This is a genomic window from Alteraurantiacibacter palmitatis (assembly GCF_037154115.1).
In the GTDB taxonomy this organism is placed as follows: Bacteria; Pseudomonadota; Alphaproteobacteria; order Sphingomonadales; family Sphingomonadaceae; genus Alteraurantiacibacter; species Alteraurantiacibacter palmitatis.
In genome coordinates this window covers 16,977-36,907 of record NZ_JBANRO010000009.1, presented here as the reverse complement: position 1 = coordinate 36,907, position 19,931 = coordinate 16,977, and the positions used below count along the sequence as shown (strand labels likewise).

Here is a 19,931-nt window from a genome sequence, read left to right as displayed (position 1 = left end):
GAGGGGCACATCAAACGGAGTGGGTCGATGCCCCAACAAACGAATGCTCATCACCTCGATCGCCGCGCTCGCACGATCGTCGAAAGCCTCAACGGAACATGGCGGCAGAACAAGGGCATGTGCTGCTGCCCAGCGCATGACGACCGAACTCCCTCGCTCAGCGTGACACTGGGTCGCAAAGCGATCCTGTTCCATTGCTTTGCGGGATGCTCGAATGACGAGGTGATTGCCGCACTCGACCGCCAGGGTGTTCGCAGCCGTGACCTGTTCGATAGCTTTGGCGCCGTGGCCGCTGATCGACCGGAAAAAAGAGCCTTCAATTCCAACGCACGACGGTTGTGGCACTCTGCGACGGCGATCACCGGCAGCCATGCCGAAGTTTACCTCGCGCAGCGCGGGATTCTGCGTGCCTTGGATCAGCTCCGGTATCTCGAGCGCACGCCGCTCGGACCGCACGGGGCGGTCCAATTCCTCCCGGCCATGTTGGCAGCTGTCACGACTGACATGGGCATAATCGCGATACACAGGACGTTTCTCGATCTCGGAAGCGCCAAGCTGGCAGGTTTCGATCGGCCGAAGCGTGCGCTGGGAAGCCTCGGCTGTGGTGCTGTCAGACTTGCCCCGCCAGCCTCGGGCCGGTTGGGCCTTGCTGAAGGTATCGAAAGCGCCCTGTCAGCCATGCAGATGTTCGGGATCCCTTGTTGGGCAACGCTCGGGAACGAGCGGTTCGGCCTCGTCACGATTCCCGAGAGTGTGCGCGAGCTCCACTTGTTCGTCGACAATGATGCGGGAGGCGAGCTCGCAGAGCAGCGCGGGCTGAAGGCATATTCTGCGCCGGGCCGTATGATCCAGACGCGAGCCCCAGCGTCGACCGGTTTCGACTGGAACGATGAACTCACGGCAAGGCTCGCTCGGGAAAACCTGATCACCAAGCCAGAGGGGAGGGGGCCTTCGGCTGATTGAGGCCTGCGAGGCGCAGGACCTCATCAGGAGGTTCCCAATGTCCAATTCTTCTCTCGCCTTTGCATTCGATGAACCATCACCGCCGCTTGTCGTGACAGCAGCCAAAGCAATGGCGTCGCAGTTTGCAGCAGGCCGCGCGCTTTCACGCAGCGACGTGACGCGGATCATGACCGAGCACTTCGGGGGCAGCGATGCTATGGGGCGTTGGTCCGTTCGTGACGCTCACGCTGCGCTTGAGCTGGCGCAGGTTCAACACCTGCAAGCATCAGATCAGATCCAGCTCACGAGCCCGATCGACGAGGCGGAACAGTTCTTCTGCGGCCTCAATGCCCGAGTTCCGACCCAGACCAATCGCAGCGACGAGCAGATCGAATGGCAGCAGTTTGCAACGCCGCCGCGGCTTGCTTGGCTTGCCGCACGGGCCTGTGGACTGATGCCCAACGAGCTCGTGCTCGAACCCTCGGCCGGAACGGGGATGCTTGCGGTCTGGGCCGCCAAGGCCGGCACCCGCCTTGTCCTGAACGAAATTTCGCCGCTGCGCCGCGACTGCCTGACTGTGGCGTTCCCGGCTGCCCGCGTGACCGGACATGATGCCGAGCTGATCGACGAATTGCTCGATCCGGCCTTCGTCCCAAGCGTCGTGCTCATGAACCCGCCCTATTCTCACGGCGTCGAGCGGGGCCACGATGGCCGCACCGGGGCGAGGCATCTGCGCTCCGCGTGGACTCGGCTTGCCCCCGGTGGTCGACTTGTCGCGATCATGCCTGAATGGTTCGACTGCGGCAGGTTCCTTGCAGGGCTGAAGGGACCGATCTCGCTGCGGCTCAATGCTGCGGTCGAACGTGCGTTCGTCAAGCATGGCACCGGTATCAACACGCGACTGCTGGTTCTCGACAAGGTGGAAGGTTCCAACGAGCCCATCGCTATTCGCACGAACGAGTTCCGCCAGCTGGCCGATCTTGTCGATGCTTTGCCGCCTCGCGCCAGCCTGGACGTTGTTCGAGAGCAAACGCGCCTCCCGCTTCGTGCGCCGTTCCGCCTGGTGGCCGAGTCGCGCAGGCCGCTGCCGACACCAGCCAGGATCACTCCTTCAGCCTCCGCCATTGGGTCGCTCACCTACCAGTCGCTCGAAACCCCTGCGCCACTCGCCCCTCAGGTCGGCCATTATCTGCCCTATCGTCCGAGCAGGATCGTGATCGATGGCGCGGCCGGGCATCCGACGCCGCTTGTTGAGTCCGTCGCCATGGGGTCTATCGCTGCACCGAGGCCGGACGCGGTTCCGCAGCTGCCTGACGGGCTTATCGCCAAAGGGTTGCTTTCTGCTGCCCAGGCAGAGACCCTGATCTACGCCGCTAGCGCTCACGCCCGCGATCTTCCCGGTCGGTTCGAGCCTGAGGACAAGGGCTGTTCGCTCAAGGCATCTGCGGAAGGCCAGACCTACCGGCAAGGCTATTTCCTTGGCGACGGAACAGGCGCTGGCAAAGGCCGCCAGGTTGCGAGCGTCATTCTTGATCGATGGGTGCGCGGGGAACGCCGCCATATCTGGATTTCGAAGAACGAGGCGCTGTTGGAAGATGCCCGCCGCGACTGGGCTGCGCTTGGCGGCCTCCCGATCGACATCCAGCCTCTGGCATCCTGGAAACTGGGCACCCCCATCGCGATGCGCGACGGGGTCCTCTTCGTGACCTATCCGACCCTGCGTTCGGGCCGAAACGATGCAACGCGCCTTGACCAGATACTCGCCTGGGCCGGCGAAGATTTCGAAGGCGTGATCGTGTTCGACGAAGCGCACGCCATGGCCAACGCTGCTGGTGGCGAAGGCTCTCGCGGCAAGGTCAAAGGATCGGAGCAAGGCATTGCCGGGGTGCGCCTGCAGAACCTCCTCCCCCGGGCAAGGGTGCTCTACGCTTCGGCAACTGGTGCGTCCGACGTCAACAACCTCGCCTATGCGACGCGCCTCGGGCTCTGGGGGCCGGAGACTGCCTTCGCCAATCGCGAGGCTTTCGATGCTGACATTCGCGACGGCGGCATCGCCGCGATGGAACTGGTGGCGCGGGACCTCAAGTCGCTCGGCCTCTACACCGCGCGTGCGCTCTCCTTTGCAGGCGTCGAATATGAAATCCTCGAGCATTGCCTGACCGAGGATCAGATCGCGGTCTACGATGCCTATGCCGAGGCTTGGGCGATCATTCACGCTAACCTGCGCGAAGCGCTGGAGGCCACGCGGATCGTCGATAGCGAAACCGGCGGGACGCTCAACTCGGGTGCCAAGTCTGCAGCGCTGTCGATCTTCGAGGGAACGAAGCAGCGCTTCTTCGCGCAGCTCCTTCTGTCGATGAAGCTCCCTAGCCTACTGCCTGCGATCGATACGGCTATTGCCGAAGGGCATGCTGTTGTGGTTCAGCTGGTGTCGACCGCAGAAGCCATGCTCAACCGCCGGCTTGCCGACCTGTCTGACGAGGAGCGCGAAGCGCTGGAGATCGACCTGTCCCCGCGGGAATATGTGATCGACTATCTCACCAAGAGCTTTCCTGTCCGGCTGATGGCGGTGTTCACCGATGAAAACAGCAATCCGCGCTCTGAGCCGATGAGCGACGAGCATGGCGCACCGGTGCTGTGCCGCTCAGCGATCGCCGCGCGTGACCGGATGATCGAGCAGCTCTGTGCCTTGCCGCCCATCGCGACCGCGCTCGATGCCATCATCGAACGCTTCGGCCTCGAACAGGTTGCGGAAGTGACCGGCCGGACGAGGCGCCTTATCGTCGACCGCGATGGCCGCCAGAAGCTCCAGTCCCGTTCGCCGCGGGCCAACGTCGCTGAAACCCAAGCCTTCATGGACGGCATCAAGCGCATCCTGGTGTTCTCCGATGCCGGTGGAACCGGGCGCAGCTACCATGCCGATCTGGCCGCGAAGAACCAGGCCCGCCGCGTCCACTTCTTGCTTGAGCCGGGCTGGCGGGCTGACGCCGCAATCCAAGGGCTTGGCCGCACCAATCGCACCAATCAGGCCTCGGCTCCGCTCTTCAGACCGGTGACCACCGATGTGCGCGGCGAGCGCCGCTTCATCTCGACGATCGCCCGGCGCCTTGACAGCCTCGGCGCCCTGACCCGCGGGCAGCGCCAGACCGGCGGGCAGAACCTGTTTGATCCGGCCGACAATCTCGAAAGCATATACGCCAAGGAAGCGCTCCATCGCTGGTTCGGCCTGTTGTTCACCGGCAAGCTTGAGGCGGTCAGCCTCAAGCGCTTTCAGGAGCTGACAGGTCTCCGGATCGAAGCGCCTGATGGTTCGATAGTTGATGACCTGCCTTCGATCCAGCGGTGGCTCAACCGCATTCTTGCGCTTCCCATAGCCCTGCAGAACGCGATCTTCGACGAGTTCATGGGGCTGGTTGAAGCGCGCGTCGATGCCGCCCGTCAGGCTGGGACACTCGATCTTGGCCTCGAGACCATTGCCGTCCAAGACTTCACTGTCCTGTCGGACACGCTGCTGCGCGCGGATCCGGCCTCGGGCGCGACGACCCATCTGCTCGAACTGGAAATCGCCAGAGCCCTGAAGCCGCTCACGCTGAGGCGGCTCGAGGAGGTTCACGGCCTCACGGGGCAACGGCAGCGGCCCGTTCGGAACGCCCGCTCGGGACGGGTCGCGCTGATTGTGCCCGCCCGCAGTATTCTTGCCGATGATGGTACCCGCGTTTTCCGCTTCGAATTGCTGCGTCCGCTGGGGCGCAGTCACATCACCGAGGATCAGTTGGCGGAAAGCAGCTGGGAGGACATTGCCATGAGCGCTTTCCGCGAGGCGTGGGCCGCCGAAGTGGAAGAGGCGAGGACGAGCCACAAGCGCGAGCGCCTCTATCTTGCGACGGGTCTCCTGCTCCCGGTCTGGGACAAGCTGCCATCGGATTTCGTGAGGGTCAGTCGCATCTCGGCGGCGGATGGTCGCTCGCTCCTCGGCCGTGAGGTTCCCGTCCATTGCGTGCCCGAACTGTGCCGGGCGCTGGGTCTCGAACGGGAACAAACGCTGTCCGCCAATGACATTGTCCAAACCGTTCTCGCGACGGGCCGGGCCATGGAAATCGCGGGCCGCGAAAAGCTCATGGTCAAACGCAGCCTGGTCAACGGCTCACAGCGAATTGAACTGACCGGTTGGAGCGTAGCCCGCCTCGACTGGTACAAGGCGCAAGGCTGCTTTACCGAGATCATCCGCTACCAGACCCGGCTCTTCGTGCCGATCGAGGGTGCGGCGGGCGTGATGGCCAGATTGGCATCATGTGCCTAAATCTTGCCAAATGGCATTATTCAGCATATATGGTGCCATATGGAGAACTGCCATGTTAGCTCTGCAACCCGTTGATACTGCCGTTACCGCTTTCCGTCCCGATCCGATTACCCAGGATGAGGCCGCTGCCATGTTCCGGGCAGTCCTCAATCTATTCGGCAAGTGGGATCTGACCGACGAGCAGGCGGCAACGCTGCTCGACATGCCGCTGCGCTCCTATCGGCGATGGAAGGCGGAAGGCCCTGGGCGCGTATCGCGCGATGGGCGTGCGCGTCTGTCCAACCTCATGGGCATTCACAAGGCGCTTCGGATCATCTTCTCGGAGGCCACCCGCGGGTATTCTTGGATCAGAGCAGCGAATGAAGCGTTCGGCGGAGCCAGTGCGCTCGACGTGATGCTGGGAGGCGAGCTTACCGACATCATGCGGGTGCGCCGCTGCCTGGACGCCGAGCGCGGTGGCTGGTGAGCGGAACGGCGGATATCCCCGTTTCTCGAGTTGAGTGGAAAGGCGCTGTCAGGATCATCCGCAGTGCCTTTCCGCCAATCGATCTGTTCGAAGATATCGCTGATCCAGCTGACTGGCCGCTGCTGATTTCGGCAGAGCAGAAGACTAATCCTCGCATCATGGCGACGATTGGCAATCTTGACCTCGTTCCAGAAGGGCGGCGCGTGGGCGGCAACGGGGCTTCCTACCTCATGGCGCCCTTCACGCACGTCAGCACCGACCGGCCAAGCCGCTTTACCGACGGCAATTACGGCGTTCTCTACGTCGGGGATCGGTTCGAAACTGCGCTGTTCGAGACGATCCATCACCATGCCCGCTTCATGGCGCGCACCAAGGAAGCACCTGGCTGGACCTCGCAATTCCGGGAAATCGTCATGTCGGTCGATGCAGGCCTGCATGACCTCCGACAGTTGGCGGGTGAGCTAGTTCCGGCGCTCAATGCCGACAGCTATGCTGCGTCCCAAGCGCTCGCGCAACAACTCAGGGGCGCGGGATCGGACGGGATCGCCTACCCGAGCGTCCGGCATCCGGATGGGGAATGCGTTGCGCTCTTCTATCCGGACTGCGCGTCAAACCCCTTGCAGGGGCGGCACCTCGATTATCACTGGGATGGCCAGCGCGTTGACCTTGTCCGCGATGCCGGATCCGGGTCTGTTTTCCGAGTTGTAAATTTGCCGAGCATTGGCTGAGTGCCGAATACGTGCTGATGATTGGCAGATCTCGACCGAGGCTGTGTAAAAACGCCCAGTTGGATTGGGTCAGCCGGTTCTCCGTGGTGAGGGAAGAGCTGACGATAATGTTGTTTTCAGGTCCGGATCGCCTCAAGCAGCGCTGGGACGCCCATCATCCTGATCATCCGCTTCATGTTGTAGGCAAGAACGCTGAGGCTCATCTCGGTTCTGACGTTTTTCAGTGTTCTGGTGAGGAAGTGCGTACTGCCCATCCATGATTTGAGCGTGCCGAAGACATGTTCGACGGTTCGGCGACGGATGGCCATGGCTTCGGGCAGCAGATCGAGCCGTTTCTGCATGGCCTCGAGCACAGCTTCATTCGCCCACCGCCTTATGCGCTTCGCCTTTTCGGGTGTGCAGCGCGGTCTCAGCTCGCACGTATGACAGGCGGTGAGATTGCGATATTTGTATTCCTCGCCGCGATGGTCAGAGCGTATCGAGGTTCTCGTGAGCTGCGCGCCTGCCGGGCAGGTATAATGATCTTTATCCGCATCATAGACATACTCGGCTTTCGTGAAGAGGCCACGCTGCGCTTTGCCCGAGGTGTCGGTCTTGGGCACGCTCGGCAGGATGCCAATGGCATCGCATTCCAGTACCTGCTCCGCATTGTAATAGCCGCGATCTGCCAGGACGGTGATCTCGTCGGCGCCGATGGCGTCCTTCGCCTGGCGGCTCATCGGCGCGAGCTGCGTTCGGTCATGTCCTTCATTGACGACTTCGTGCGCGACGATGAGGTGGTGTTCGGCATCGACCACCGCCTGGACGTTATAGCCGACGATCCCGGTCCCACGGCCGCTCGTGCTCATGGAACGCGCATCAGGGTCGGTCAGCGATACCTGACGGTCAGGAGCGTTGTCGACCTGTTCGGCCATCCCCTTCAGGAACTGCATTTGACGACGCAAGCCAGCGATCTTCTCGCGGATCTGGTCGACCCGAACTTCGGGAACATCGCTGCCTTCACGGTCGGCGCGATCAAGGGTGGCAAGATAGCGATCGATACTCGCCTCGACCTGTTCGATCCGTTTCGCAGCCTTGTGCACCGTGTAGTTGCGGTCCCGGTTGTTTACCGCTTTGAACTTGCTGCCATCAACAGCGACAACGGCCTGGGTGAGCAAGCCAAGCCTGCGGCACAGCATGACGAACTGGCGGCACGTCGCCCGGATTGCCGGGCCGTTCTCACGCCGGAAGTTGGCGATCGTCTTGAAGTCGGGCGCCAGCCTGCCGGTCAGCCACATCAGTTCGATATTGCGCTGCGTCTCGCGCTCGAGACGCCGGCTCGACTGAACCCGGTTCAAGTAGCCGTAAAGGTAGATCTTGAGCATCGTCGAGGGATGGTAGGAAGGTCGTCCCGTGCGGGCAGGCGTTGCACCGGCAAACCCCAACACATGCAGGTCCAGTTCGTCGATGAAAGCCGCTATAACCCGAACAGGGTTGTCCTCAGACACATAGTCATCGAGCGATGCTAGCAACAGAAAGCCTTGCCGGCAGTCCTGACCTTCAACGAAACGGCCCATCTCAAAAGCCTCCTGAAACTCAGGAGATCATAGCATTTTCTCGCGTTTTTACACAGCCTCGACCCAGACACGGTCGTTCAGCACGGCCAATAGGAATGTCCGCTCCTGACACAAGCTGCCGATAGAACGCCCAGACGCTTATAGTCAGCAAAAGGCCGCAATTTGGAACGTTTGACGCAGCCTTTGGCAGGCGTAGTTCCGGATCATCGTTGATTGAAAGAATGGTAGGAGTTGACCAAGTCCTTGTGATATTGGGCAATGATGCACGCCCTTCAGGCTCAGTTCTCTGACGTCGATGATCTCTTGCGAGAGGCAGCGCATGGGAGGTTGCGGGATCACGGTTCGATCGTGATTGAGAACTCGGGCCGCATCGGCCCAGTCATTGAGTTGCTGGCAGGTGCTCAGCAATTCCCGAGTGAGTACGAATCTATTTCATTCGCGGGGGCGTTCGCTTCTCAAGTTCGTGAGGCATGGGCGACGGGTCAACCGTTCGGCGGTGGCTTTAGCGATCAGGCAGGAGTCTTCCCACTTCCTCTTAAAAACCCTGTAGAGACCGGTGATCCGGTCTGGCAGCAATGGCTGCTCCATGCGGAAAATGCGGCGAAGAACCGGGGTTTTCCCGCCGGGCTCGTTGCGTCGCTCATCGGAGCGATGGGTGAGATGCAGGACAATGTCTACGAGCATAGCGGCGCGGCTCATACGGGACTGGTCGCCTATGCCGTCACGGATCGCTCCTTCGAGTTTGTAGTGGCGGATCGTGGCATGGGTGTGCTGGAAACGCTACGGCAAAATCCCGACTACGCGCATCTGCCGGATGCAGGGGCGGCGCTGGCCGAGGCGATCAAAACCGGTGTGTCGCGCTTCCCTTCGGCAAGTGGTCGTGGGCAGGGATTCGTACAGCTTTGCCGGTCCATGGTGACTGACAGAGCGGAGCTTCGCTTCCGCTCTGGCGATCACGCGCTCATGCTTTGCCCGACGCATGATCCCCTCAATGGCGATCAGCGACTAAGTCATACGTCAGCACTCGAGGGCCTGACGATCAGCGCGATTTGGCGCGCGGAAGCCCTCTGACCAAGGGCCGCGCCGTTTTTCGGCGTGCGTGCGCGCCAGAATGATGTGGTGACTGTGGAGCGCCGCGACGTTCTGCTGCAACAAAGCATCGATCGGCGCGCCAGGCGGGGTCGGATGCTTGTGCCACACCAACTTTCCATCGTGCCGGAATTGCGCCTCCTGGCGGCAGCGGGTCTTGGTGAAGGCGTCGCTATCGATCATCGTCACCGCCGCAAAGGCTGCCCGCAGCGGTTCGAGCGCGCGCATGCCACCACGAACCACCAAACCCAGTGGTTGCGGCACGCGCGCGGCAAGGGCTGTTAGCTGCGCCACATGCCAATCCAGTCGTTCGCCACGGCCTGCGCCGGTCGCAAACTCGAACGCGAGGTATTGGATCTCCGGGCGCTCGGCGATCAGCTCGCCCCAGCGCTCATAATCCCGTTCCGTGCGCGCGTTGGGATGCAAAGCGGTCGGCAGCCCCGCCTGCATCATCTCCACCGTCGCCATGAGGATGCGCTTCATGGCATGCAGGTTATCAGTGCGGGGCACATCGGTCAGCACGCTGAAATTGGGAGGCGTGATCAGCGCGATGTCGAGGGCAGCCAACTGTTCAAGCATGACAGGCCTGTCATTTGAAGCCCAGTAACGCTCGATCTTCCTGTCCCGAGCCACCCCGGAAACCACCAGCCGGGCATTCGGGTCGATGCCGAATTTCTGGCTTAGCGCTGCACGGTCGGGATAACGTAGCGTGCCCGCGTCGATGTTTAAAAGGGCATAGAGCGGCAGCGCCACAATCGGGGAGTTGAGCGTGCCGACACGCGCGGTGGCATGATCGATCAACGGGACCATCGGCGGCAGTGCCTCGATGGGCACGACTTGAGCGCGGGGCACGTTGGCGAACTCCAGCCCACCGACTTCCCTCAAGCGTTCCACAAACTGCTTCGGCTTGCCTCGGCAGACGAGGTCACAGGTCGCCTTGTCCTTGCAGCGGCAGTAATCGCCGCAGTCGAAGAAGCTGGCACCATTATGGACACCACCGCAGATGGGGCGGTCAATACAGGTCACACAGCCCAGCGAAGAAGGCATGGTCGCGGCATCGTCCCACAGACTCTGCGCATTGCGCACGAGGCGGGGCAGCGAATGGTTGTTGGCATTCTTCATTGCAAACGAAGCTCCGCGCTGTTGCCGAACCGACTGACCCGTTCGACGATTCCGAGGGCGACACCGCCGCATTCAGTAATGGATGCGTGCATGTCGGATGGCAGGCCATTCACCGCGCCAATGCGGCTTTGTCCACGGCACACCATGGCGTTGCCAGACCCGCATTGCACCACCAGCTCGTCGCCAGGCTGCACGCTCAACCCGGGATCGATGTCCGCCGTAATGGTGCGCTGCTGCGCTCCAAACTGAACATCAAACAGCCCCGGTTCCTTGAGCCGGTCCACGCCCTTATTCCAGCGCTTGCGCCAGGGCTGACCGGACTGTTCGCGGATAAAATCGGCACCCATCAGATCGCCTCCATCACAGGGCTAAACAGCTTGGTTTTGCCGTGGCGCACTTCCTTCAGCATGCCCTTGGCGGAAAGCGTCGCCAGCCGGTTGTTCCATGCGGTCGTGCCGATCTTGTCGTCGGGGCGGAGCTTGGCCAGGTCCGGCGCGGAAATCGGATGATGCGCGGCGATAAGTTGGATGGTGCTCATCTGCCCGGCGTCCAGCTCGCCGAGGATGTGCGGGTCGGCGGTTGTACCGTCCGTGTCGAGGGTGCATGCCCAAATGGCATCGTTGCGACCACGAAGGTAGGTCGCAAGCTCTTCCTCGATGGTCGCATTGGCATTGGCGACCACGGGGTAGATCATGCCCGCCGCGTTGCGGCAGAAGTCGCGGAAGCCCATGACGGCCTCACGAAGAAACGACCCCGTCGCGATGTCCACCGCGGCGAAATCGAGGAAGGCGAGGGTGGGCTCGGCCACCGGCGTCGTTTTCTCGATTAGCTGGGCAAGCATCTGCCGTCCCATGGCGCTACCAGCCAGCGTTGTGCTTCCAGCGGGGTGGGCCAGCATCGGGTATCGAATCATTTCATATCCTCACTCATAAAAGTGAGATAGGTGAGGGACGGCGATCCGTCAAGGGTTTCTCCGAGACCATGCGTGTGCTGTGGACGGGTCGGGCCAGCCACTGAGCCACCGTCCAAGCCCTTCGGGCGGCCATACGACCGCCCAAATGATCGCTTTTTCGGTGAATACGAGCATCACGACGTCGTCTTGCAAAGGGATCTCCCGAAGCAAGGAGAATGAAAGCTGGGACCATATGTGTTACAAATTAGGAGGTCCGGCTGCTCCCCAGCGCGCCCACAAGCGGATAGTCAGCAATCGGCCCAGGTGCTGTCGGAATGCCGTTAGGGTTGGATAAACGCTCGTTGTCGGCTCGTGGCGGATCCCGCCGTACGGCAGCTTGCGGTTTGCTGGCAGCAAAGTACCAGCAATCGTCATCCCTCGCTGCCGACCGGGCTGTGAAACTCGGAGCAATCGTCCAAGAGAGGAGGGGGCTTGCCCTGATTGAGCCATTTGGGCGTCGATGGTCGATGCGCCGGGCTCACAATCAGGAGTGTGTCCCATGATCAAGTCGATCCCGCTGAACAAGCTCGTTCAGTCGCCTCGCAATGTCCGCCGCCACGGTGATCCGGCAGCAGATGCTGAACTCAAGGCCAGCATCGCAGCCCGCGGGCTGCTGCAGAACCTTATTGTTCGGCCAGCCGCCAAGGGTAAGTTCGAAGTCGAAGCCGGGGAGCGTCGTCGCCGCGCTATGCTCGCGCTGGCTGAAGAGAAGCTTCTCGCCCGCGACCATGAAGTTACATGCCTTGTGCTCGAGGACAGCGCCGAAGCAGCCGTCGAGACCAGCCTCGCCGAGAACTTCCACCGCCTCGCCATGAACCCCGCCGACGAAGCCGAGGCCTTTGCCGCGCTCGTGTCTGGGGGTGCAACTGTTGAAGATGTTGCCCGCCGCTTCGGTCTGACTTTCCGCTTCGTCGAGGGCCGGCTGCGTCTCGCAACGCTTGCGCCCGTCGTGTTCGAGGCGCTCGCCGCCGGAGAGATCACCCTCGACATTGCCAAGGCCTTCGGTGCGACGTCCGACCAGGAGATCCAGACCCGCGTCTTCGAGCAGGTGTCCTCGGCCTACTATGCGCCCAACCCCGATAGTGTCCGGCGTATGGTCCTGTCCGGGACAGTACGGGGCAGCGATCCGCGCGCCCGGCTCATCGGCCGCGATGCCTACATTGCCGCCGGCGGGCGGATCGAGCGTGAGCTGTTCGACGACGACGACAGCGAATCCTGGGTCGATGTCGCGCTGCTCGAAAGCCTCGCGGCGGCAAAGATGGAAGAGCAGGCCAAAGCCCTCGCCGCCGAGCAGGGTCTTGCCTGGGTCAAGCCGACGCTCGATCCCTATGCCAGCCACGATCTGGTCGATGGGCTTGTCCGGCTTCCCGCCGAACCGGCGCCTTTGTCCGAAACCGAGGTGGCTAGGCTCGACGAACTCGATGCGTCCTATGACGAGCATGCGGCGATCCTCGAGGATGAGGACAGTAACGAGGAGGCCGTGGCAGCAGCCGAAGCCGCCATCGAGGCCATCGAACGCGAGTGCCAGGAAATCCGCGCCCGACCGCCCGTCATCGCGCCCAAGCTCAAGGCCGAGGCAGGAATGGTGCTGGTGCTTTCCCGCGATGGTACGCCGGTTCTCCAGCCGGTGTTCTACGGCGAGCGTCAGACTGATCCCGCCGAAGCCAACAGCGAGATCGCGGTCGTCTCGGGCGGGGAAGGTTCAGAGAAGCGCCGGACCACTTTGTCCAAGCGCCTGGTCGACGAGCTTGCCATGCAGCGCCGCGATGTTCTGGCATTGCACATAGCATCCGACCCCGGGCTCGCGCTCGACATCATGGTCTTCACGCTTGCCGATGCCGATACCCACGACTGGCGGGCGCGCCCTTCGACCACGCTGCGCGCGCCTGTTTCGGCAGGCCCGATCATCGGATTCGAAGCCAAAGATGCACCTGCAAGCAGCGCGCTTGCCGAGCTCAGGTCCGGTCTCGACGAACGCTGGCGCGGCGGTGAGGATGCAATGTCCCGCTTCGACCTGTTTCGGGCGCTGCCCGATGACAGCCGCGCGGCTTGGCTGGGTTACGTCGTGGCCCGGTCGCTCGAGGCGAGCCTCAACATGTCCGGTGAGCGCCAGCTGCCGTTCCAAGATCACCTTGGCAGCCTGATCGGTATCGACATGGCGCAGTGGTGGCGCCCGACGGCGGCCAACTACTTTGACCGGGTGTCGAAGCAGGTGATCCTCGATGCGCTGACCGATGTCGGCGGTCTCGAGCTCTCCTCGCGCTTCGCCTCGGTCAAGAAGGGTGACCTCGCAATGAGCGCCGAGCGCGTCTTCGCTGGTACCTACATCACCGAGGTCGACGTTCGCGAGAAGGCCCTGGCCTGGGTGCCTGAGGTCATGTGCTTCGCTTGCCCTGCGCCGGATGCTGGCGAAGCCGAGATCGGCCCCGCTGGCGCGGAGCAGGGCAGTGACGACGAACATCAGTCTCCCCGCGAGCTGGCCGCCTGACCTCCTCCTGACAGGCTAGGCCACTCGCACCTCGTGAAGCGGTCCTTCGGCTTATGCCGGAGGGCCGCTTCCTTTTTGCAAGGGAGAGCAGAGGGGGCTCGGGAACCTGTGGCACTGACCGGCGAAGCCGTCGCCGACTGTCAGATGCCTCATTCAGGAGAACAGTCATGGCCTATCGCAAGGGGCAGGGCGGCGGCTTGTCGCCCGCCACCCGCATTACCCAGGAAATCATCGCCCGTCTGGAAGCGGGCACCAAGCCGTGGATCAAGCCATGGCGCGGTGTCCCGGTCTCCCGGCCCTTGCGGGCCTGCGGGATTCCGTACCGGGGTATGAACGTATTTTGGTTGTGGATGGTCGCCGACATGTGCGGCTACGCCTCGCCATTCTGGATGACCTACAATCAGGCAAAATCGCTCGGCGCCCAGGTCCGCAAGGGCGAGAAGTCGACCATCGCGATCTTCTACAAGAGCTACACCAAGGAGGTTGAAACCCCCGATACCGGCGAAAAGACCGACGAAGCTCGCCGGGTGCTGAAAGCCTATCCGGTCTTCAACGCCGATCAGGTGGAAGGTCTGCCGGAACGCTTTCATCCGGCCGCAACGCTTGAACTGGTCGAGCCTGAAGGGCGGGAAGCGGAGCTCGACGCCTTCTTCGCCGCTATCCCCGTCAATCTGCGTCATCAGGGCTGTGAGGCCTACTATGAACCGACTGCGGATCGCGTGACGATGCCGCCGGCCAGCCTGTTCAATGGTTTCGATCACTATTACGCCACTCTTGCCCACGAGCTATCGCACTGGACAGGCCATGCCAGCCGTCTGGGACGTGATCTCAAGAACCGTTTCGGTACGGCTGCCTATGCCGCCGAGGAACTCATCGCCGAGCTCTCGAGTGCCATGCTGGGTGCTGAGCTGGGGCTACCAGTCACCCATCTCGACAGCCACGCGAGCTATATCGAGCATTGGCTCAGGCTGCTGAAGGACGACGACCGCGCCATTCTGACTGCTGCGTCCAAGGCCGAAGAAGCTTCGAGCCTGCTGCTGAGGCTCGGCGGGAGGGTCACGCCTGAGCAGTTCGATGACGCATCAGACGACGCTGCACTCGCGGCCTGAGGGAGGGTGTCATGGGCAGATCTGTCAGCTATCCCAGCGGCGCTATCGTCGCGTTCACCGTGCTCGAGGTCGAAGCCGAAGACGATTGGGAATTCGAGTACGAATGGCTGCGCGAGGACTTGCGCGAGCGCGCAGCCCGAGCTTTCCCGTCGCTGATCCCCCATGACGGCTGGCGCGGCCGGGAAGACCGGATCCTTATGCGCAATGCCTACGCCGATTTCGGCGTATCGATCTACGGAGGGCTGGTGGCTGTCTGGATCGTCGAACGCGAAGACGGGGCCTATTGGGACGCCGATTGGCGCACGGCCCGGTCACCGCGGGCACAGCGCTGGCTGTCCCAGATCGCATCCCGCTTCGATGCCATGTTTGGCGACTATGACTGCCTCGGGCATATGTCGAACGGCGAGGGGGTCTACACAAAGCGCGCAGCTTGAGGTTTGCGAGTTGGTGAGGCGCAGCGCTGGGTTGCCATCCCTCACTGAACTTTGCCGTCCACTCATGGTCTGTCGCCATGCGAGAGAGGCCCTGGGCCAGCCGCCAGTCTTGCGCAACCCGGCTTGGACGGGCCCGTGTTGGCCTTGGCCCTTCGGGCTGAAGGCCTGCCCGCACCAGCCCGCCAAGCCGGGTTCCCCCTGACGGGTGCGCAATCCTGCCTGAATGCTGGCCCTGACGGGCTCTCGCTGGCGCAGCCATGAACGCGTGCGTCGGCCTCACGCCAGTCAGGAGGAAATTCCCATGCACACGTCATTTGCCGATCAACTCGCCGGGCTTGATCTTGCCGGCTTCTCCATCGGTCCCGCTCCCCTATCGACCAGCGATTTCCCGGTCCGGGAGGCGGTCGTCCAAACCCTCGAAGCGGTCTGGTCCGATCTTTTTGCCATGGTGTCCGGCACCGCGCTCGAAGCCGATGCCGAGGATCTTGGCTGGGCCTTCGTCAACATCTTTCACCGCTCTGCGACCCGCAAATCGACATCCCTTGACCGGGCGACCGACGAGGTCCGCGCGCTGATTGCGACGGCCGATGGATCCGAGGTTCATACCCATGATCTTGAGACCCATGTCGAGCGGGCGCAATGCGCCGAAAGCGCGATGCTGGCGCTCGAAGAGATGCGCGAAATTGCAGCCGCCCTCTACCTCAACGAGTTCGGTTCCTCCTGGAAGCCGGTCTCCAGTTCGCGCTTCAATCACAGCGCCATGATGACTTCTGCGCTCGTCGAAGGGCGCGATTTCCTGCGTGCCCGTGCCGAGGCCAAACGCCGTGCGGCGGTGCCCGAAGGAACGCCAGTCGTCTTCGCTGGCGGGCGCACCCGGCATGCTACCGAAGATGATGCCCTGATCTTCGGCAACAATGTCTGGGCCACGCTGGACAGGGTCCGCGACCGCGTGCCTGACATGGTCCTCATCCATGGCGGCGACACCAAGGGCGTCGATCGCTTGGCATCGAGCTGGGCGGAACGCCGCGGCATCCCGCAGGTGACGTTCTCACTCGATATGCGGCTGGGCGCCCGTGCTGGCTTCAAGCGCAACGAGCGGATGCTCTCGCTCGATCCGCGCTATGTCGTCGCTTTTCCCGGCAATGGCGTGCTCGAACGTCTGGTCATCGAAGCCAAGGCTCGGCGGATCACCGTTGTCGATCGCCGTGGCCCGCTGGGGACATCCCCGAAAGCACCGCCGGGGTGAGCGGCTGCCCTGATTAGCCTTTGTTGAGGAAATCGGAAAGGCCGCGCCGATTGCGATGTGTTGCGTTTATTTCGAATATTCCCTAGATAGCAATCCACCAAGCCGGAGAGACCAATGACATTGCCAGCAAGCGCCTTGCCGTTCGGCAACAGGCTGCCATCTGCCGATGACCGCCAGATCGCCAATCAGCTTCGTCAGATCCTGGCGGCACACAAGGCCGGCGAAGCGCATCTGCAGGTGTCCGATCCGGCGACCAAAAAGCCGGTCGATATCACCCTGACACCGGCAATGTCGGACCTGTTCCTCGAGCTGCTGCGTTACATCGGCAGCGGTGACGCCGTCACCTTGCTCCCGATCCAGCAGATGCTGACCACGCAGCAGGCGGCTGATTTGCTGAATGTGTCGCGCCCGTACCTCATCAAGCTGATCGAGAAGGGCGATATTCCTCACTCGATGGTGGGGCGTCATCGTCGGCTCAAGGCCGAGGATGTTTTTGCCTACAAGTCCGCGCGAGACAATGCCCGGGCCGAAGCGCTGGATGAGCTCATCGCGGATAGCGCGGATCTTTATTGACCGACGCGATCCATGTTCGCCAATCGCTATACTGCGCTCATCGATGCCTGCGTGCTCGTCAGTGCGCCCCGCCGCGACCTTCTGCTGACGCTTGCCGAAGCCGAATTCTTTCGCGTCCGCTGGTCCCGGAGCATCATTTCGGAAACGCAATCGGCACTGCGCAACATCTTCGAAGAGCGAGGTTTCGAAGATCATTATGCCCGAGCGGCCCGGGCAGTGAGGGCGATGCAGACAGCTTTTCCTGAAGCTCTTGTCGACGATCAGGAAGCGCAGCAACCGATGACGTTTGGCCTGCCGGACCCCAATGATGAGCATGTCCTTGCGGCTGCCGTCCAGACCCAGGCGCAAGCGGTTGTCACTGACAACCTTGCTGACTTTCCGGCGTCCATTCTGTCCCCAATGAACATTGAGGCGCGCACGGCGGACGACTTTATTGCGGACACCATCGCTCTTGATGAGGGCAAGGCCGTCGCCGCGATCAGAGATATGCGGATGCGATTGCGGCGGCCCGACATGTCGCCACAGGAATTCCTGAAATCGCTCGAGACGCACCGCCTGTTTGTGACCGCATCGATCCTCAACAATCACGCAGATTCGATCTGATCTGTCGGTCGAGCTGACGGCGCGCGTAGGCAAGCTGTTGAAGATGCGATCAAGGCTACGAGCCGTGCTGGGACTTCGTCCTGCTGCCGATAATGGTTGAACGACGTTCCGACGCCAAGCTTGCCAAGTGACATTTCTGGCTCGTTGACAAGGCCGTAAGGTTTCATGGTGGGCATCGCTCCTGCCGTGCTGCCGTCAGCCTCAAAGATGCCTACGTTAGGCAGGCCGGTTGCAAAGTCAGCGAGGAGAGGCCTCCGTCGTCAGGGGGTGGGTTAGGGTCCCATCGGCCAAAGGTTGCGAGAGTGAATGGCACGCCTGCCCAACGCATCCAGCTCCACCCGGCTTCGATGCAAACCTGTCCCTGAATCACCCCCCGTCGAGACGCGCAACCCCGATCAGGTCCGGCCGAGTTGCCGGGCTTTGCCCGGCTGCCCGCACCACCCGAACCAGATCGGGGTTTCCCTTCGGTGCGCTTCGCCGCGGGGCGCTTCTGCTCGGGTTTTGCAGCCGGGATGGACCCGGAATGCTCGATCAGGAGAGTACCCATGACCAATCTCGTTATCCTCGTTGGCCGCATCGCTCGCGACCCCGAAACCCGCACCACTCAAGGTGGAACCAGCATCACCTCGGTCTCGGTTGTGACCGATCGTCCCGCCCGCAAGGAAGGCAAGACCTACAAGGACGAGAACGGCTACACCGCCAAGGACAGCGAATTCCACCGCGTGACCTGCTTCAACGGCCTCGGCGAAAACGTCGCCAAGTACTGCACCAAGGGCCAGATGGTCTCGGTCGAAGGTCGTATCCACTACACCCAGTGGGAAGACGAAAGCGGCACCAAGCGTTACGGCTGCGAGATCATCGCCGACAAGGTCGATTTCCTCACCAAGGGGCGCTCTGGCAGCAACGAGGATGCTCCCGATATCGACGAGGACTGAGTGTCCTTGCCTCACGAAAAGGCCCCGGTGGCACACGCCATCGGGGCCATTTCTTTTGTTGCCTTGCGATGCGGCGGCACGGGGCATCGAACCCCGTGCCGCCGCCCTGGTGACACTTACGCGGGAGCAATCCGCTTCAGCGTTTCCTCGATGCCGAGCGCCATCGATGCGCTGACGATCTGGCGCAGCTGCGCCGGATCGATGGTCTCTGCGCCGCACTCGATCAGCACTCTGCCGAGCTCGATCGCCACCTCCTGCCGAAGACGAACCTCCTCGCCGTCGAGCTGGGCACGCTGTTCACGCAGTTTCTTCAGCGCATCGCGCGCGCTGATTTTGGACCTGGCCATAGGGTGTTCCTCCTTGTTGGCCGTTGGTCCCCTCCGTCGACGAGAGTGGCACTGCGCGGGCAAGTAGGGAAGTGGTTTGTGGGGCTGACCGACGCGCTCCCACACAACTGTTGGTGGGGGGCTCTCTCGCAGATAGGCCAAGTGTGATGCGGGCTTTGGGGCTGCGTCAAGGACGACGGGGCCCCACCATTTTTGCCGTGCAAGCCCGACAAAAATCGTTGCCCCCATCGCCGCTTCGCGGCCGCTGACGCGGTCCCTGACCCAGCCCGTCACCCACATCCTCGCAGCTCCTGATGCGACGCATCGAACATCAGGAGGAAAGATCATGTACGCTTCACATTGCACGGCCGATAACGGGTACCACGCAGATCAGGCAGCCTTCGTTGCGGCTCTCGATCAGGCCCATGCCCGGTCCTATCACAGCTACTTCACCCAATACGTGTTGACCGATGGCGAGGCCGGTTACATCGCGGTCGATGAAGGCGATTACGGGGCATTGCCAAAGGCCTTGCAGAACCGCGTCATCGATACGGTGCCCGGCCGCCTCAGCGATGAATTCTGACCCGGAGGATCAAGGGGGGAAGTCCGTCAGGGCTTCCTCCCTTTGTTTTTTGCTCGGATCCCGCAGCTTCGCGTTCGGGTTAATACGGCCGCTGATTGAGGGTCAGCCGGCGAGTTCCGATCTGTCGATTTCCTCGAGGCGTTCGGGCATCTCAAGCATCTTTATCGCCGCTGCCGAAATAGCCTCCGCAATCGTCGGGTATGTCTCAGCCGAGCTTATCGAGACGCCATAGGGATAGGTGATCGTCCCCTGAAAGCCGTTGCCTTTCGGTGTTGCACTCAAGCTGATCTGGGCCATTGCCTGCCTCTCTTTCCGTTCGTTCGATTGCGGTAACGTACGCTTCGGGGGATATCCTGGATACGTGAATTGCAGGGTCGGCAATGCGCGGCGAATCCGGCAGGAAGGACATGACAAACCGCATCATCGGTTACAGGTTCAAGGCCTGGTTTCTCATCTGGCAGTAGGGGAACAGTGAGCAC

19 protein-coding genes are annotated in these 19,931 nt (G+C 62.1%); 13 read left to right on the top strand and 6 right to left on the bottom strand.

Going from position 1 to position 19,931, the window contains the following annotated elements:
- The first annotated feature begins 27 nt into the window (after nt 1–27).
- From WFP44_RS11690 to WFP44_RS11675, 4 genes are read left to right on the top strand one after another with little or no spacing between them, the layout of a single operon-like run.
- Nucleotides 28–963, top strand: a complete 936-nt coding sequence (locus WFP44_RS11690; protein WP_336926743.1) for a DUF7146 domain-containing protein — start codon at nt 28–30, stop codon at nt 961–963.
- A gap of 37 nt (nt 964–1,000) precedes the next feature.
- On the top strand, nt 1,001–5,242 hold the full coding sequence (locus tag WFP44_RS11685; RefSeq protein ID WP_336926742.1) for a strawberry notch family protein: 4,242 nt from the start codon (nt 1,001–1,003) through the stop codon (nt 5,240–5,242).
- 52 nt (nt 5,243–5,294) lie between these two features.
- Nucleotides 5,295–5,708 (top strand): MbcA/ParS/Xre antitoxin family protein, encoded by a 414-nt coding sequence (locus WFP44_RS11680; RefSeq protein ID WP_336926741.1) that lies wholly within the window; start codon nt 5,295–5,297, stop codon nt 5,706–5,708.
- Entirely contained in the window at nt 5,705–6,436 is a 732-nt protein-coding gene (locus tag WFP44_RS11675) for an RES family NAD+ phosphorylase (protein ID WP_336926740.1), read from the top strand. Before WFP44_RS11680 ends, WFP44_RS11675 begins: the two co-directional genes overlap by 4 nt.
- Nucleotides 6,437–6,552: 116 nt before the next feature.
- Here the strand turns inward: WFP44_RS11675 and WFP44_RS11670 are convergent, their stop codons facing one another.
- Nucleotides 6,553–7,992 carry an IS1182 family transposase gene (locus WFP44_RS11670; RefSeq protein ID WP_336926739.1) on the bottom strand — a complete coding sequence of 480 codons (1,440 nt, stop codon included), beginning with the start codon at nt 7,990–7,992 and terminating at the stop codon, nt 6,553–6,555.
- Between the two features lie 258 nt (nt 7,993–8,250).
- Here WFP44_RS11670 and WFP44_RS11665 point away from each other — a divergent pair, with 258 nt between their 5' ends.
- The gene (locus tag WFP44_RS11665) at nt 8,251–9,063 is read left to right on the top strand and encodes a hypothetical protein (protein WP_336926738.1); all 813 of its coding nucleotides are present in this window, start codon (nt 8,251–8,253) and stop codon (nt 9,061–9,063) included.
- On the opposite strand, the gene WFP44_RS11660 is transcribed toward WFP44_RS11665, so the two are convergent.
- From WFP44_RS11660 to WFP44_RS11650, 3 genes are read right to left on the bottom strand one after another with little or no spacing between them, the layout of a single operon-like run.
- Nucleotides 9,010–10,203: a hypothetical protein gene (locus WFP44_RS11660; RefSeq protein ID WP_336926737.1), complete on the bottom strand. Its 1,194-nt coding sequence runs from the start codon at nt 10,201–10,203 to the stop codon at nt 9,010–9,012. The two genes, WFP44_RS11665 and WFP44_RS11660, sit on opposite strands and share 54 nt — an antisense overlap.
- A complete protein-coding gene (locus tag WFP44_RS11655) occupies nt 10,200–10,550 on the bottom strand; it encodes a hypothetical protein (RefSeq protein ID WP_296310928.1) in 351 nt (116 codons plus the stop codon). Before WFP44_RS11655 ends, WFP44_RS11660 begins: the two co-directional genes overlap by 4 nt.
- A complete protein-coding gene (locus WFP44_RS11650) occupies nt 10,550–11,116 on the bottom strand; it encodes a hypothetical protein (RefSeq protein ID WP_336926736.1) in 567 nt (188 codons plus the stop codon). The genes WFP44_RS11655 and WFP44_RS11650 overlap by 1 nt, the downstream gene beginning before the upstream one ends.
- Nucleotides 11,117–11,654: 538 nt before the next feature.
- Here WFP44_RS11650 and WFP44_RS11645 point away from each other — a divergent pair.
- The 7 genes from WFP44_RS11645 (at nt 11,655) to WFP44_RS11615 (ending at nt 18,543) form a co-directional block, all read left to right on the top strand.
- On the top strand, nt 11,655–13,643 hold the full coding sequence (locus tag WFP44_RS11645; protein ID WP_336926735.1) for a ParB/RepB/Spo0J family partition protein: 1,989 nt from the start codon (nt 11,655–11,657) through the stop codon (nt 13,641–13,643).
- Between the two features lie 167 nt (nt 13,644–13,810).
- The gene (locus tag WFP44_RS11640) at nt 13,811–14,752 is read left to right on the top strand and encodes an ArdC family protein (protein ID WP_336926734.1); all 942 of its coding nucleotides are present in this window, start codon (nt 13,811–13,813) and stop codon (nt 14,750–14,752) included.
- Between the two features lie 11 nt (nt 14,753–14,763).
- Complete coding sequence (locus tag WFP44_RS11635) at nt 14,764–15,186, top strand: hypothetical protein (RefSeq protein WP_336926733.1); 423 nt, start codon at nt 14,764–14,766, stop codon at nt 15,184–15,186.
- 301 nt (nt 15,187–15,487) lie between these two features.
- The gene (locus WFP44_RS11630) at nt 15,488–16,432 is read left to right on the top strand and encodes a DUF2493 domain-containing protein (protein ID WP_336926855.1); all 945 of its coding nucleotides are present in this window, start codon (nt 15,488–15,490) and stop codon (nt 16,430–16,432) included.
- Nucleotides 16,433–16,546: 114 nt separating this feature from the next.
- A complete protein-coding gene (locus WFP44_RS11625) occupies nt 16,547–17,005 on the top strand; it encodes a helix-turn-helix domain-containing protein (protein WP_336926732.1) in 459 nt (152 codons plus the stop codon).
- 12 nt (nt 17,006–17,017) lie between these two features.
- Nucleotides 17,018–17,608, top strand: a complete 591-nt coding sequence (locus WFP44_RS11620) for a VapC50 family PIN domain-containing toxin (RefSeq protein ID WP_336926731.1) — start codon at nt 17,018–17,020, stop codon at nt 17,606–17,608.
- A 545-nt stretch (nt 17,609–18,153) separates the two neighbouring features.
- Nucleotides 18,154–18,543 carry a single-stranded DNA-binding protein gene (locus WFP44_RS11615; RefSeq protein WP_287890640.1) on the top strand — a complete coding sequence of 130 codons (390 nt, stop codon included), beginning with the start codon at nt 18,154–18,156 and terminating at the stop codon, nt 18,541–18,543.
- Between the two features lie 116 nt (nt 18,544–18,659).
- On the opposite strand, the gene WFP44_RS11610 is transcribed toward WFP44_RS11615, so the two are convergent.
- Nucleotides 18,660–18,890 (bottom strand): DUF6437 family protein, encoded by a 231-nt coding sequence (locus WFP44_RS11610; protein WP_336926730.1) that lies wholly within the window; start codon nt 18,888–18,890, stop codon nt 18,660–18,662.
- A gap of 325 nt (nt 18,891–19,215) precedes the next feature.
- Here WFP44_RS11610 and WFP44_RS11605 point away from each other — a divergent pair, with 325 nt between their 5' ends.
- Nucleotides 19,216–19,452, top strand: a complete 237-nt coding sequence (locus WFP44_RS11605; RefSeq protein ID WP_336926729.1) for a hypothetical protein — start codon at nt 19,216–19,218, stop codon at nt 19,450–19,452.
- Between the two features lie 102 nt (nt 19,453–19,554).
- Here WFP44_RS11605 and WFP44_RS11600 read toward each other — a convergent pair whose 3' ends face one another.
- Nucleotides 19,555–19,749, bottom strand: a complete 195-nt coding sequence (locus WFP44_RS11600) for a hypothetical protein (RefSeq protein WP_336926728.1) — start codon at nt 19,747–19,749, stop codon at nt 19,555–19,557.
- Nucleotides 19,750–19,931 lie beyond the last annotated feature (182 nt).